At 53.7% G+C, this 14,701-nt stretch carries 16 protein-coding genes; 2 read left to right on the top strand and 14 right to left on the bottom strand.

From position 1 onward, the window contains the following. Window positions 1-5 precede the first annotated feature (5 nt). Complete coding sequence (gene alr / locus RC73_RS09880) at window positions 6-1,082, bottom strand: alanine racemase (protein WP_039034475.1); 1,077 nt, start codon at window positions 1,080-1,082, stop codon at window positions 6-8. Between the two features lie 68 nt (window positions 1,083-1,150). Then, entirely contained in the window at window positions 1,151-2,557 is a 1,407-nt protein-coding gene (gene dnaB, locus RC73_RS09875; RefSeq protein WP_039034474.1) for a replicative DNA helicase, read from the bottom strand. A 130-nt stretch (window positions 2,558-2,687) separates the two neighbouring features. Here dnaB and RC73_RS09870 point away from each other — a divergent pair, with 130 nt between their 5' ends. Next, window positions 2,688-4,889: a S46 family peptidase gene (locus RC73_RS09870; protein WP_039034473.1), complete on the top strand. Its 2,202-nt coding sequence runs from the start codon at window positions 2,688-2,690 to the stop codon at window positions 4,887-4,889. 297 nt (window positions 4,890-5,186) lie between these two features. On the opposite strand, the gene rplI is transcribed toward RC73_RS09870, so the two are convergent. From rplI to rpsF, 4 genes are read right to left on the bottom strand one after another with little or no spacing between them, the layout of a single operon-like run. Beyond that, complete coding sequence (gene rplI / locus RC73_RS09865) at window positions 5,187-5,639, bottom strand: 50S ribosomal protein L9 (protein ID WP_025009345.1); 453 nt, start codon at window positions 5,637-5,639, stop codon at window positions 5,187-5,189. A 30-nt stretch (window positions 5,640-5,669) separates the two neighbouring features. Beyond that, a complete protein-coding gene (gene rpsR, locus RC73_RS09860) occupies window positions 5,670-5,897 on the bottom strand; it encodes a 30S ribosomal protein S18 (RefSeq protein WP_025009344.1) in 228 nt (75 codons plus the stop codon). Window positions 5,898-5,908: 11 nt separating this feature from the next. After that, on the bottom strand, window positions 5,909-6,214 hold the full coding sequence (gene priB / locus RC73_RS09855) for a primosomal replication protein N (RefSeq protein WP_028779665.1): 306 nt from the start codon (window positions 6,212-6,214) through the stop codon (window positions 5,909-5,911). Between the two features lie 8 nt (window positions 6,215-6,222). After that, complete coding sequence (gene rpsF, locus RC73_RS09850) at window positions 6,223-6,624, bottom strand: 30S ribosomal protein S6 (protein ID WP_025009342.1); 402 nt, start codon at window positions 6,622-6,624, stop codon at window positions 6,223-6,225. A 205-nt stretch (window positions 6,625-6,829) separates the two neighbouring features. Between rpsF and RC73_RS09845 the strand changes: the two genes are divergently transcribed. Further along, window positions 6,830-7,573: a DUF481 domain-containing protein gene (locus RC73_RS09845; protein WP_039034472.1), complete on the top strand. Its 744-nt coding sequence runs from the start codon at window positions 6,830-6,832 to the stop codon at window positions 7,571-7,573. A gap of 26 nt (window positions 7,574-7,599) precedes the next feature. On the opposite strand, the gene RC73_RS20745 is transcribed toward RC73_RS09845, so the two are convergent. The 8 genes from RC73_RS20745 to rplM all read right to left on the bottom strand — a co-directional run bounded on the left by RC73_RS20745 (window position 7,600) and on the right by rplM (window position 14,605). After that, window positions 7,600-8,166, bottom strand: coding sequence for a hypothetical protein (locus RC73_RS20745; RefSeq protein ID WP_052248118.1), 567 nt, complete (start codon window positions 8,164-8,166; stop codon window positions 7,600-7,602). Between the two features lie 9 nt (window positions 8,167-8,175). Beyond that, complete coding sequence (gene rlmB / locus RC73_RS09835) at window positions 8,176-8,913, bottom strand: 23S rRNA (guanosine(2251)-2'-O)-methyltransferase RlmB (protein WP_039034471.1); 738 nt, start codon at window positions 8,911-8,913, stop codon at window positions 8,176-8,178. After that, window positions 8,914-11,328, bottom strand: a complete 2,415-nt coding sequence (gene rnr, locus RC73_RS09830) for a ribonuclease R (protein ID WP_039034470.1) — start codon at window positions 11,326-11,328, stop codon at window positions 8,914-8,916. Window positions 11,329-11,373: 45 nt separating this feature from the next. Then, the gene (locus tag RC73_RS09825; RefSeq protein WP_039034469.1) at window positions 11,374-11,994 is read right to left on the bottom strand and encodes a tetratricopeptide repeat protein; all 621 of its coding nucleotides are present in this window, start codon (window positions 11,992-11,994) and stop codon (window positions 11,374-11,376) included. Window positions 11,995-12,107: 113 nt separating this feature from the next. Beyond that, a complete protein-coding gene (locus RC73_RS09820; protein ID WP_039034468.1) occupies window positions 12,108-13,403 on the bottom strand; it encodes an adenylosuccinate synthase in 1,296 nt (431 codons plus the stop codon). A gap of 65 nt (window positions 13,404-13,468) precedes the next feature. Then, window positions 13,469-13,657: a DUF2065 domain-containing protein gene (locus RC73_RS09815; protein ID WP_039034467.1), complete on the bottom strand. Its 189-nt coding sequence runs from the start codon at window positions 13,655-13,657 to the stop codon at window positions 13,469-13,471. Between the two features lie 112 nt (window positions 13,658-13,769). Continuing rightward, window positions 13,770-14,162, bottom strand: coding sequence for a 30S ribosomal protein S9 (gene rpsI, locus RC73_RS09810; RefSeq protein WP_025009335.1), 393 nt, complete (start codon window positions 14,160-14,162; stop codon window positions 13,770-13,772). Window positions 14,163-14,176: 14 nt separating this feature from the next. After that, on the bottom strand, window positions 14,177-14,605 hold the full coding sequence (gene rplM / locus RC73_RS09805) for a 50S ribosomal protein L13 (RefSeq protein ID WP_025009334.1): 429 nt from the start codon (window positions 14,603-14,605) through the stop codon (window positions 14,177-14,179). Window positions 14,606-14,701: the final 96 nt, after the last annotated feature.

The raw sequence follows: 14,701 nt of genomic DNA, 5'->3' as shown, positions 1-14,701 counted from the left end.
CAGAGTCAATCGAGGCAGACAGCCACTCTGGGAGTCAACTTGGTCACCAGTTCATAGGCCACGGTTTCGATATGAGCCGCCACCTCTTCCACCGGTAACGCCGGCCCCCACAAGAGGGCGTCATCACCAACTACATCCCGGGCATCCGGCCCCAGATCCACAGTCAGCATATCCATCGACACCCTGCCAACCACAGGCACCCGGCGACCATTAATCAGCACAGGCGTGCCCTCGGGGGCATTGCGTGGATAACCATCACCATAACCTATAGCCACCACCCCGAGGCGGGTATCCCTTGATGAACGCCAAAAGCTTCCATAGCCCACGCTCTCTCCGGCCTTGTGCTCGCGCACGGCTATCAGCTGTGACACCAGACTCATGGCCGGTTGCAGGTCGTGATTGGCGCCTCTGTCACCGACCACAGGCGACACCCCATAGAGGGCGATACCCGGGCGGATCCAGTTTTGTTGGCTGCTGGGCCAATAGAGGGCACCGGCCGAGTTGGCCAGACTACGGTCGCCATCCAACCCGGCGGTGAGCTGGTTGAAATGCTCCAACTGCTTGCGGGTATAGTCATTGTCCGGCTCATCGGCGCAGGCGAAATGGGTCATCAGATTGATGGGCTTGGCCACTTGCGGGCAATCCAGCAGCCGCTGATACACCTCGCTAAACTCGTCGCTGCGAAAACCCAATCTGTGCATGCCGCTGTCGACCTTGAGCCACACAGTTACCGGCTTATCCAGCTTGGCTTGCTCCAGCATCTGCAACTGCGACTCATGATGCACCACTGTGTCTATGTCATGCTTAACCAGTAGAGGCAACTCAGTACTGCGAAAAAAACCTTCGAGCAACAACAGCTTGGCCGTTACACCACCGGCCCTGAGCTCCAACGCTTCTTCGAGCCGCGCCAGACCGAAGCCGTCGGCACTACTCAGGCTCTTGGCCACGTTCAGTGAGCCGTGGCCATAGCCGTTGGCCTTGACGACAGCAATAACTTTGCTGGCGGGCGCGATCTCACGCAGCCTGGCCAGATTATGTTGCAGCGCCCGGCTGCTAATCTCTGCTCTGGGAAAGGGTTTCAAAGCTTACCTTCAATCTTGGATTGGATGGCGCGCTCTCTGGCCGCGCCGGGAAAACCGTCCGCAGAGGTTTAGTCCTCTTCAAATTGCGGACCAGCGTAATTGTCAAAGCGGGAGAACATCCCCTGGAAAGTCAGCCTGACCCGGCCTATGGGGCCGTTACGTTGCTTACCTATGATGATCTCTGCCGTGCCTTTATCGGGCGAATCGTCGTTATACACCTCGTCACGATAAATAAACATGATAAGGTCCGCATCCTGCTCGATAGAGCCGGATTCACGCAAGTCAGAGTTTACCGGGCGTTTATCGGCCCTTTGCTCCAATGAGCGGTTCAGCTGCGACAGGGCGATCACCGGGATCTCCAGCTCCTTGGCCAAAGCCTTGAGCGAGCGGGAGATTTCAGCAATTTCCAGGGTCCGGTTATCGGCCAACGCCGGCACCTGCATCAACTGCAGGTAGTCGACCATGATCATAGACAGACCACCGTATTCCCGGGCGATACGCCTGGCCCTGCTGCGCACTTCGGTCGGTGTCAGGCCCGAGCTGTCATCGATATACATCTTGCCCTGCTCGAGCATGATCCCCATGGTGGATGACACCCGCGCCCAATCATCATCATCCAGCTGGCCGGTACGTATCTTGGTCTGGTCCACCCGGCCAAGCGACGCCAACATACGCATCATGATCTGTTCCGAGGGCATCTCGAGACTGAAGATAAGCACTGGCTTGTCTTCATTGAGCGCCGCGTATTCACAAAGGTTCATCGCAAAGGTGGTCTTACCCATGGAAGGACGGGCCGCGACAATAACCAGGTCACCGGACTGGAAACCTGCGGTCATCTTATCCAGATCGGAGAAGCCGCTGGATACCCCGGTCACACCGTTGTGCGGGTTGTTGTAGAGCTGCTCAATCTTGTCGACCGTTTTTTCGAGGATGCTCTTAATCCCCTCCGGGCCTTCGTTGGCGTTGGCACGCTGCTCGGCTATCTTGAACACCTTGGTTTCGGCCAAGTCCAGCAAAGCACCTGAGTCCCGCCCCTCAGGATTATAACCTGCGTCGGCAATCTCATGTGCTACCCGGATCATCTCCCGCACCACGGCACGCTCGCGCACGATTTCGGCGTAGGAGAGAATGTTGCCGGCGCTGGGGGTGTTCTTGGCGATTTCCCCCAGGTAGGTAAAACCACCGGCATCTTCCAGCTCGTCAGTCAGTTCCAGTTGTTCTGAAACCGTAATCAAATCTATGGGTTGGCCGTTTTCAACCAGCTTTTGCATGGCACTGAAAATCAGCCTGTGGGAACGGGAGTAAAAGTCTTCTCTGACCACGGCCTCGGACACCTTGTCCCAGGCCTCTGCATCCAGCATTAGTCCCCCGAGCACGGATTGCTCCGCCTCAATGGAGTGGGGGGGCAGCTTGAGCGCGTCAACCTGGACGTCTCTTCGCTTATCTTTGGCCTTAAAGGCACCTTGCTGTTGCATAAATCTCCAACTCTCCAACAATCAGGCAAAATGTGATATAAAACCCGGTTCAATCAGAACAGGAATTTTACACCTACAATCACCTGTTTTTCATATCCAAACGGACACTAACAATAAATAAGGAATGAACATGCGCAATGCATTGGCTGCAGCCTTGGCGCTGACCTCCGGCCTCGCCATAGCCGATGAAGGGCAGTGGCAACCTTACCAAATGCCCTCTATTGCCGACAAGCTCAGTGAGCGCGGCATCGCCATCCCGGCAGAGCAACTGGCCGATCTCGGAAAGTATCCCATGAACGCCGTGGTGGGCCTCGGCTATTGTACCGCCAGTTTCGTCTCACCCCAAGGATTGGTTGTCACCAACCATCACTGTGCCTATCGGGGTATCCAATACAACAGCACCAAAGAACACAACTATCTGGCCGACGGCTTTTTGGCCAAAGAACAACGCCTGGAGCCTTCGGCCGGTCCCAACGAGCGCCTCTATGTCACCGAGGCGGTCACAGATGTCACAGATAAAATAACGGCCAACCTGCCGAGCGAGCCACTGGCGCGTTATGAAGCCATCCAGGCCAACAGCAAGGCGCTGGTCAAAGAGTGTGAAGCCGACGACAACTACCGCTGCTCAGTACGTAGTTTCCACAATGGACTTGAATACTACCTGATCAAACAGCTGATTATTCGCGATGTGCGCCTGGTTTATGCGCCACCCGAGAGTGTTGGCGGTTTCGGTGGCGACATAGATAACTATGAATACCCTCGTCACAGCGGCGACTTTACCTTCCTCAGGGCTTATGTCGGCAAGGATGGCAAACCGGCAGCCTATGCCGAGGATAACGTGCCTTATCAGCCCAAGAGCTTCCTCAAGGTCAATGCCGATGGCGTTAAGGCCGGTGACGGCGTGTTTGTGGCCGGTTACCCGGGTTCAACCAGCCGCTACCGCCTGACCTCAGAGCTGAGATTCGCCAGCGACTGGCTCTATCCGACCCAAGCCGCCCGCTATCAGGCCAAAATCGACACCATTGAGGGCATGGGCGCTTCCGACAAGGATATCGCCATCAAGTATGCCGGGACTCTGGCCGGCATGGCCAACCGGATGAAAAAACTCAACGGCTTGTTGGATGGCTTCCACGCCACTGACATCGCCGCCATCAAGCAGGTCGAGGAAAATGCCTTCCGCGACTGGCTGGCCAAAGATAAAGACGCACAGCCGTTAATGGCGCAACTAAGTGAGCTCGAACAACTGCTGGCCGAGCAACAGCACAAGTATCAGCAGAGCTACTATTTTGACAACGCTCAATCCAGTGCTCTGCTCGGCGCCGCCAAGCAGCTTTATCGCCTGGCCAAAGAAAACCAAAAGCCGGATGCCGAGCGCGAAGCGGGTTATCAAGAGCGTGACATGAAGATGTTCGCCGCCCGTCTCAAGCGACTTGACTCCAGCTTCGATATCAGCGTCGACAAGACCCTTTGGCAGATGGATATCGACGCCTACCTGGCGCAGGATAACCGGGTCGCCGTGATGGATCAGTTGCTGACATCCGAGCAAGGCATCAGCCTGGGCGACAAGCTCGAAGGCATGTATGCCCTGACCGAGCTGACCGACCCAGAAAAACGCCTCGACTGGATGCAGGCCAAGCCGGAAGCTTTCGAGAGCAGCAGCGATCCCTTCATTCGTATGGCAGTGGCCCTGTACGACACCAATATGGCGCAGGAAAAAGCCGACAAGGAACTGGCCGGTAAGCTGTCCATCGCCCGCCCCGCCTACATGAAGGCGATCATCGCCTATAACAAGGCCATGGGTAAGCCTGTCTATCCGGATGCCAACGGCACCTTAAGGATCAGCTATGGTATGGTCGATGGCTATCAGTCCCGTGATGCGCTCTACAAGCAACCCTTTACCAAGCTGGAAGGAATAGTCGCCAAGCACACAGGTGTCGAGCCCTACAATGCACCGCAGAAGCTGCTGGATGCCATCAAGCAGGGACGACTGGGCGAGCATAAGGTGCAGCACTTGTATCAGGATCCCCGCAGCTGGTTGTGCCGCCTGTTCTCCTGCCTGGATAACCCCGCCGAGTTCAACTCTGTACCGGTTAACTTCCTCTCCAGCGTAGATACCACAGGAGGCAATTCAGGCTCCCCCGTGTTTAACGGCAAGGGCGAGCTGGTTGGTCTCAACTTTGACTCCACCTATGAAGCCATTACCAAAGATTGGTACTTCAACCCCACCATCACCCGCGCCGTACACGTGGATATCCGCTACATTCTGTGGATGATGGATGAAGTGGATCATGCCGACAACCTGCTCAAAGAGCTGGAACTGGTGCGCAACTGATAGCCACTAGTCTGCAATAACCCTGAAAACACCCGCCCCAGCGGGTGTTTTCGTCTCTGTAGTCATCGGCAATCAAGTCAGCAGCGGTTCTACCAGAGATTACAAATCTTCAATCAATGCCGCTGTAATAGCGACGTGAACAAGCGACTATATAGTAGTGAAGGTGTGCTGGTAATAGGTGCTTGATTTGGGCATTCGCAGGCAAAGAAGAAAAGGGGGCCCCCCGAGGCACTCAGCGACCAATCAGGCATAAAAAAACACCGCCCGAAGGCGGTGTTTTTCTAGTAAAAGCCGGGATTAAGCTTCAGCAACAACAGTTACTTTAACTACAGCTTTTACTTCAGTGTGCAGCTGAACTTCAACTTCGAAGTCGCCAGTAGTGCGCAGAGCACCCAGTGGCAGACGTACTTCGGCTTTGGCCAGTTCAACGCCAGCAGCAGTTACTGCATCAGCGATGTCACGGGTACCGATAGAACCGAACAGCTTGCCTTCGTCACCGGCTTTAGAAGCGATAACAACCGCTTCCAGAGCAGAGATCTGCTCTGCACGAGCAGTGGCAGCGGCCAGGTCGGCAGCCAATTTGGCTTCCAGCTCAGCACGACGAGCTTCGAAAACTTTTACGTTCTCAGCGTTGGCAACAACAGCTTTGCCTTTTGGCAGCAGGTAGTTACGAGCGTAACCGGCCTTAACTGATACCTGGTCACCCAGGTTGCCCAGGTTTGCGATTTTATCAAGCAGAATAACGTTCATTATCAATTCCTCTAGCTAGAACAGTGCCGATTACTGATGCAGATCAGTGTATGGCAGCAGTGACAGATAACGAGCACGCTTGATAGCGCGAGCCAGTTGACGCTGATACTTGGCAGAAGTACCAGTGATACGGCTTGGAACAATCTTACCGCTTTCTGTGATGTAGTTTTTCAGAGTAGCGATATCTTTGTAATCGATCTCCGTAACACCTTCAGCAGTGAAACGGCAGAACTTACGACGACGGAAATAACGTGCCATTTGACAGTCTCCTAATTTTTCAATTCGACATTTTCGGCGTGTAACACCAGTCGGCTTTGGCCATTGCGACTCTGTTGTAGAGCCAGAAAACCACTGACTTGGATATCCACACCCGCTTTCAGCTTGTCTGCTACGCTCTTGAAGCGTTCACCACTCAATATCACTTGAAGTTGGCAGTAGACGTTTCTGGGCAAATCGGCCTCGAAACGCTGCGACCTGTGTTCCAGTTGAAGTACCGTGTGAGGTATTCCAGCCGGGCTATCAAAGTGTCTGGACCGAATGACGGTACCGGACAACACCAAGTGATTGGTGGTCACAGAAAAACTTACTCAGCGCTTGCTTCAGCGTTTTCTTGGGTTTCTTCAGCAGCTTTTTCGCTAACGGCGCTGCGACGTGAATCGCGCTCGTCTTTAGCTTTGGCCATTGGAGATGCTTCAGTGATGGCAGCTTTAGTGCGCATCACCAGGCTACGCAGAACGGCGTCGTTGAAACGGAAAGCAGTTTCCAGCTCTTCAACAGACTCTGCAGTAGTCTCAACGTTCATCAGAACATAGTGAGCCTTGTGCAGATCCTGGATTGGGTAAGCCAGTTGGCGACGACCCCAGTCTTCCAAACGATGGATTTGACCGCCAGCTTCGGTGATAACACCTGTGTAGCGCTCAATCATACCTGGTACTTGTTCACTCTGATCAGGGTGAACCATAAATACGATTTCGTAATGACGCATTTAGTGCTCCTTACGGTTATCTAGCCTCGTGGTTGGCTCAGTCAGACCAAATGGAGGCAAGGAACGAAAATTAATGTGACTGAATTAGGCGCGAAATAGTACATAAAGGCCGCGGTAAACTCAAGCAATAACTTTGCCTCGGCCCCATCAGCAGGTATTATGTGACGCTAAATTTATGGCAGTGACAGCAAAAGACACAAGAATAATGACAAGATCCTCTGTATTGGCGTTATTGTTTGCGCTACCGACTTCGGCGTGGGCCTTGGTGCCTCCGGATTATCGCGAGCCTCCGAGCGACTTCACCGCAGAAATTGAGGCCGGCTTTCAGCTCAACACTGGTAACACAGACTCAAGCAGTTTCAATGGTCGCACCAAGTTGGTTTACGACACGGAAAACGCCAAACAGGAAGGAACCCTCAAGGCCTATTTCGCCTCTGACTCTGAAAAAACCACTGCCGAGAAGTACAATCTGCAACTGCAGTCCAACTACAAACTCAACGGCGGCTATATCTTCGGCCGCGGCGAATTTATCTGGGACAAGTTCGGTTCTTACACAGAAATTTATACCGCGTCCAGTGGTTATGGTTTCGATGCCATCAGTACCCGTCGTACCAAGTTGAGCTTCGAAGTCGGCCCGGGTTACCGATACAACATGCCCAAGGAAACCGATGCCGCTCCGGACCCTGTGGCCGAAAAGGATGTGATCCTGCGAACCGCGGCCAAGTTCGAGCAGAAAATCCACGAATACACCAGTTTCACTGCCGACCTGACCGCCGAGGTGGGCGAAAACAACAACACCCTGGCGCTGGACATGGGCTATAAAAATACCCTGTTTCAGGACTGGGCCTTCAAAATAGGCTTTAACGTCAAATATACAGAAGTGGTGCCGGAAGGCAGTAGACAGACAGATACCATCACCACCTTCAACCTGCTCTATACCTTTCAGTAACTCCCTCGCTTGAAGAGCTCTTTCAACTAAAGAGCTCCAAGAAAACACTCCAGGATTAACGCTGAACGCTTGTCACCGCGCTCAAGCGCCTGCAGATAGCGATAGATGGCGGTTTCATGCCGCTCCAATAGACGAAAGGCAGCGCCGTACTCAGAGTTGATCTCGGCATCATCCGCCCACTTGGCATATTTTTGCTGGTAAGGTTCAACCCAGAGGCTTAGCGCCGCAAGCAGCTCATGCCAGGGAAGCTTAAGCCAACTGTCCACTTCTTTCTGCGCTTGCATGCGCACTTGCTCCAACAATGCCTCGTCCAGACTCGTCAGTTCAGGCAGCAGTTTCAGCAAAGCCTTGGCAGTATATTGCTCCACCTTGAACAGTAGAGAAAACACGGCTTGGCTTTCAGTTAAGTGGATTTCTGTTAACTGACTTGCTGTTAACTGGCTCTCGGTTACCTGAGAATGATAATCCTGGCCGAGGCGCTCGAAGAACGCCATGCCATAGATTTCACCCAGATAGCCTTGTTGCAGTTGTCTGGGATACGGGCCGGTACAGCCGTGCAGCTCACCGCCCGTATCCCAAAGAGAGCTAGTCACGCTCGGCAGTTAGAGGCGCTGACGCACGGCTTCGAACAGACAGATGCCGGTCGCCACCGACACGTTCAGACTGGAAACACTGCCCGCCATAGGAATAGAGATCAGGGTGTCGCAGCTTTCACGGCTCAGGCGTCTCAGTCCCTTGCCTTCGGCGCCCATAGCAATGGCCAGAGCTCCCTTGAGGTCTGCCTGAAACAGGGTGCTGTCGGCCTCGCCTGCAGTGCCGGCAATCCACACACCCCGTTCCTGCAAACGCTTCATGGTACGCGCCAGGTTGGTCACTTGAAACAGCGGCACTGTCTCGGCCGCGCCGCAAGCCACCTTGCTGACGGTCGGCGTCAGTCCCACGGAGTTGTCTTTAGGCACTATGACGCCGTGAACCCCAGCCGCATCGGCATTTCGCAGACAGGCCCCCAGATTGTGGGGATCTGTGACGCCATCCAGGATCAGTAAAAATGGCGAGTCTGTGTTGTCCAGCAGGGCTTCCAGATCGTTTTCGGTCAAGACCTTGGCCGGACGTACCCGGATGATGATCCCTTGATGCTGAGAGCTTTCGGCCTTGTCATCCAGTGTTTTGCGGGATGCCTGCTGGGGGCGAATGCCCCACTGAGCCGCCATCTCCAACAAGGGCTTGATCCTGTCATCCTGACGACCACTGAGCAGCCACATTTCCAATACCCGCTCCGGAGCGTGTTTCAGCAAAGACTCGACCGCGTGAATGCCAAACACCAGTTCCTGTTTTTTCATTTACTTCTTTCTCTTGACTCGTTTGGCTGCCTTGGGCTTTTTCGCCCCGGCGTTGCCGGCAGCCTTGGTTGATTTGCTCTTGGCGGATGCGCCTGTGGACTTAGACTTGGCGCTCCCTTTACCTGCCGGTTTCTGTGCCTTGGCCGAGCGGCGGGCTCCTTCAATATTGACCCTTTCCCGAGCGGTCAGCGGCTTACTCTTGCTGCGGCCTTTGCGGCGCTGGCTGCGGCCCTCTTCGTCCACCATCAGCAAGTCTATCTGTCTGTCGTCCAGATTGACCGAGGCGACTTTAACTGTCACAGGATCGCCAATCTGGTAGATCTGCCCTGAGTGCTCACCTATCAGGCGCTGGCGCATGGGATCATACTGGAAGTAGTCGCTGCCCAGGGTAGAGATATGCACCAAGCCGTCGATAAACAGCGCATTGAGGCGCACAAATAGCCCGAAGCTGGTGACGGAAGCCACCACCGCATCGAAGGTGTCACCCACATGGTCCTGCATAAACTCACACTTGAGCCAGTCGGAGACGTCACGGGTGGCTTCATCGGCGCGGCGCTCAGTGTTGGAACACTCTTCGCCAAGCTGATCCAGCTCATCGAGCTGATAGTGATAGCCACCGTCCGGGGTCCACTTGTCGCTCGCTTCGCCACGCTCTTTGGCGAGCAGGTAACGGATCACCCTGTGCAACACCAAGTCAGGATAACGGCGAATGGGCGAAGTAAAGTGAGCATACTCCTCCAACGCCAGACCAAAGTGGCCTTCATTGTCCGGTGTGTAAGTCGCCTGGCGCATGGAGCGCAGCAACATCACCTGAATAAGTTCGGCATCGGCGCGACCCTGTACTTTTTCCATCAGCGCCTGGTAGTCACTGGGTTCGGGTTCGAGACCGCCGCCCATGGAGAGCCCCCGCTCAGCCAGAAACTCCTTGAACTGAGTCAGCTTCTGCTCGGATGGCGCTTCATGCACCCGATAAAGGACTTCACCCTTGTGCTTTTTAACAAACTTGGCCGCCGCCACGTTGGCGAGGATCATACACTCTTCAATGATCTTGTGCGCCTGGTTACGGGCTCTGGGCACTATCTTGTCTATCTTGCGCTGCTCATTGAAGATGAACTGGGTTTCCAGCGTCTCAAAGGCGATGGCGCCACGGTTGGCCCGCTGGCTATCGAGCGCCAGATACAATTCCTGCAACACCTTGAGATGCGGCAGTAAAGGCTTATGCTCTTCCAGGCCTTCTTCGCCTTCCAGCATGGCCGCCACCTGGGTATAGGTGAAGCGGGCGTGGGAATGCATCACCGCCGGATAGAACTTGTAGCCGGATAACTTACCCGCCGCCGATACTGTCATCTCGGCCACCATACAGAGGCGGTCGACTCCCGGATTCAGGGAGCACAGGCCGTTGGAGAGCTTTTCCGGCAACATGGGGATCACCTGTGACGGGAAGTACACAGAGTTGCCTCGGGCACGGGCTTCTTGATCCAGTGCCGATTGAGTACGTACATAATAGCTGACATCGGCAATGGCCACCCACAGGCGCCAACCGCCGCCGCGCTTGCACTCGGCATAGACGGCATCGTCAAAGTCGCGGGCATCTTCACCGTCTATGGTGACCAAGGGCAGTTGTCGCAGGTCAACCCGACCTAACTTATCTTGTTCCTGCACTTCATCGGGGATCTTGTTCAGTTTCTTCTCGATGGCGGCAGACCAGGTATGGGGCAGATCATAGTTGCGCAGGGCAATCTCTATCTCCATTCCCGGAGCCATCTCTTTACCCAGCACCTCGACCACCTTACCGGCGGCTTTGACATAGCGCCCCGGCCTGCGAGTAAGCTCTACCACCACCACATCACCCTGACGGGCACCGTTGCGATCGGCGTTGTCTATCAATATTTCCTGGGTAATACGCTTATCATTGGCGATAACAAAGGCCATGCCGCAATCGACATGGAAACGCCCCACCAAGGCGGCGGTTCGCTCGGCGACCAGGCGCACTATGCGGGCTTCGCGGCGTCCCTTGCGATCAACCCCGGCCTTCTGCGCCAACACCTTGTCGCCATGGAAGTACCTGAGCATATCGCCATGGTTGATAAACAGGTCATCGCCGCCTTCGTCGGGACGGAAGAAGCCATAGCCATCTCTGTGGCCCAGCACTGTGCCCTGGATCAAGTCCATCCGCTCCGGCAGGCCATAACACTGGCCGCGGGTAAATACCAGCTGACCATCGCGCTCCATGGCACGCAGCCGACGCCGCAGCGCCTCGAGTTGTTCTTCGTCAGAGATGTTGAGGGCCGTGGCGATCCGCTCACGATTCAGGGGAGAGGTCTGCGAGCGCAGATATTCCAATATAAATTCCCGGCTGGGAATGGGGTTGTCGTACTTATCTTGTTCTCGCTCAAAATGAGGATCTTTTATCATTCAATTTCCAATTTCTTCGTTGTCGCATCCAATGCGACAAGCTAATTAACGGCTTTGCAGATGTTCATTTTTGGCCTTCTCCACCTGACTGGCGGGCATTTTAGCCGCTAACAGCTGCAATAATCTTTTGGCGTCTTGCTGGGTCTGTTCATCGCTGAACACCTGGTTGTAGAGCCAGTGATACCCCAAGACATAATCCCTTGGGCTGCCATACCCCTTGGCAAACAGCTCGACCAGCATCATCCTGGCCGGCAAGTCACCGTTGGCGGCAGCGGGTAACAGGTACTGTACCGAACGTTCTTTGTCCTGAAGTACAAACTTGCCATCTTTATAATACTCGGCAATGCGCACCATGGCTTCGGCACTGCCCTGCTCGGCGGCATCCCTGAGCAGCGATATTCCTCTGGGTGGATTGGCCTTAACGCAGATGCCGAAATTAAGCATTTCACCCCAGAGGTACTGGTACAACGGCTGCTTGAGCACTTCGGCGCGCGCCTCAATATCCTGCACCAGCTGACAGTCATCGGCTTTGACCCGGGTCAGGTATTGCTTGCTGCGAATAAGCTCCAGCAGTTCTTCCTGGCTGTAGATATCCACGGCCTTGGTTTCTACGGCCAACACATTGGCACTGGTTACTAACAAGAGTAATAGGGCTATACGCAACATAAGCTGTCCTGATGACAAATAGACTGTCTTTTCATCGGCAGTATAACCCAATTCTTAAGGGCAAACAGTGTAAGCCCCATAAACGAAAAAGGCCGCTTAGGCGGCCTTTTTACTTAACTGAATGGATTCACCAGAATCATGGTCTCATTCCGGTCTGGCCCGGTTGAGATGATATCGACAGGTGTTTCCAGCAGTTCTTCAATCCGCTTGATATAATTGATTGCTGCCTGTGGCAGTTGCTCCAGTGAAGTGGCACCAAAGGTGTTTTCACTCCAGCCTGGCATGGTTTCATACACAGGAGTAACGTGCTCATAGCCTTCTGCTGCCAGCGGAGTCACATTGGACACAGTACCGTCTGGATGCTGATAGCCTACGCAGAGCTTCACTTCTTTCAAGCCGTCCAAAACGTCGAGCTTGGTCAGGCAGAAACCACTGATGCTGTTGATCTGAACCGCGCGGCGCATAGCCACTATGTCCAACCAACCCGGACGACGCTTACGACCGGTTGTCGCACCAAATTCCTGGCCCTTGGTTCCCAAGTGATCGCCGATTTCACATTCCAGTTCAGTCGGGAATGGGCCGGCACCCACACGGGTGGTATAAGCCTTGATGATGCCGCAGACATAGTCCAGATGACGAGGGCCGAATCCAGAACCAGTTGCCACACCACCCGCGGTAGTGTTGGAAGAGGTTACAAATGGATAAGTACCGTGGTCGATATCCAGCAATGTGCCCTGAGCGCCTTCAAACAGTATGTTGTCGCCATTCTTGCGGGCTTGATCCAGCAATTCGGTGACATCCACACACAGACCTTTCAAATAGTCTGCCAGAGCCAACGCTTCATCCAGAGTCTGCTGGTAATCAACGGCTTCGCACTTATAGTACTCTGTCAGCATAAAGTTGTGATAGGCCATCACTTCTTTCAGCTTCTCGGCAAATAGCTGCGGATTGAAGAGATCCCCTACGCGCAGACCGCGACGGGAAATTTTATCTTCATAAGCCGGGCCTATGCCGCGTCCTGTAGTACCGATAGCCTTATTACCACGCGCTTTTTCGCGAGCGATATCCAGCGCACAGTGGAAAGGAAGGATCAGAGGACAAGCTTCAGAGATAAGTAGGCGTTCCTCTACCGGAATACCTTTATCTTTCAGCATGCCGATCTCTTTCATCAGAGCATCGGGCGCCAAAACCACGCCGTTGCCGATAATGCACTTGACGTTATCGCGCAGAATGCCTGAGGGGATCAGATGAAGAACGGTTTTTTCACCATCGATAACCAGAGTATGACCAGCGTTGTGGCCACCTTGGTAACGGACTACGAATTTTGCCTGTTCGGTCAGAAGGTCGACAATCTTACCTTTTCCCTCGTCACCCCATTGAGTGCCGAGAACAACTACATTTTTGCCCATTGTTTGCTGCAAGGTTGCGGTTAAAGCAGGATTCTAACAGATATTGGCATGGAAGGGGCAAGTATTTATGAAAAAATAATCAATATGACGATTCCTGCAACAACCAGGACGCCGCCCAGGCGTTGCATGATGGCGGTCGGTTGGGAAGCCACTTCCAGCAGATAACGACGCCAGCGGTTGGGGAACAATAAGGGCCCAAGGCCTTCAAGTATCAATACCAAACCCAAGGCTATCAACAACAATTGCCAACTCATGATTTTCTCCCTTTATGCCGCAAGTGCCCAAAGTATACAGGGCTGTCAGAGATAAATCTCAACCATAAAAAAACCCAGCATACGCTGGGTTTTTGGTATCTCGAAAGCGATATTAACGCTTGGAGAACTGTGGCTTACGACGTGCTTTACGCAGACCCACTTTCTTACGTTCAACCTTACGAGCATCGCGGGTTACATAACCAGCAGAACGTAAAGTAGGACGCAGAGCTTCGTCCAGCTCCATCAGAGCACGGGTGATACCGTGACGGATAGCGCCAGCTTGGCCAGTGATACCACCGCCCTTAACAGTTACATAGATGTCCAGTTTTTCAGTCATTTCAACCAGCTCAAGCGGTTGACGAACAACCATACGAGCGGTTTCACGACCAAAGTAAACATCCAGAGGACGTTGGTTAACAACGATGTTGCCACTACCTGCTTTAGCGAATACGCGAGCAGTTGAAGTTTTGCGACGGCCAGTGCCGTAGTACTGAGTTGCAGCCATTTGCTTAATCCCGTTTAGATATCAAGAACTTGAGGTTGTTGTGCAGCGTGGTTGTGCTCTGCGCCAGCGTAAACTTTCAGCTTACGGAACATGGCGCGACCCAGGGGGCCTTTTGGCAACATACCCTTGACTGCTTTCTCGATGATCATTTCTGGCTTGTGAGCTTGCAGCTTCTCGAAGCTGATTTGCTTGATGCCACCTGGGAAGCCTGAGTGCGAGTAGTACGTCTTGCCTGCAGCCTTGTTACCGGTCACAGTTACTTTCTCGGCGTTGATCACGATGATGTAATCACCGGTATCTACGTGAGGAGTGTACTCAGCCTTGTGCTTGCCACGCAGACGCAGAGCGATTTCAGTGGCGATACGACCCAGGGTCTTACCTTCGGCATCAACAACGTACCAGTCACGAGCTACAGTTTCTGGCTTAGCAGTAAAAGTCTTCATTATTACAAAAACCCAAAGTTAAATTCTGTCACATGCTACCTGCGGATGCAGATAACACAAAAATGCCTTTCTCTGCCCCTTCGAGCAAAGAAACTG

The organism is Shewanella sp. ECSMB14102 (assembly GCF_000813075.1).
GTDB lineage: Bacteria > Pseudomonadota > Gammaproteobacteria > Enterobacterales > Shewanellaceae > Shewanella > Shewanella indica.
Note: the sequence above shows the minus strand (reverse complement) of the source record. Positions and strands in the feature narration are given on the sequence as shown.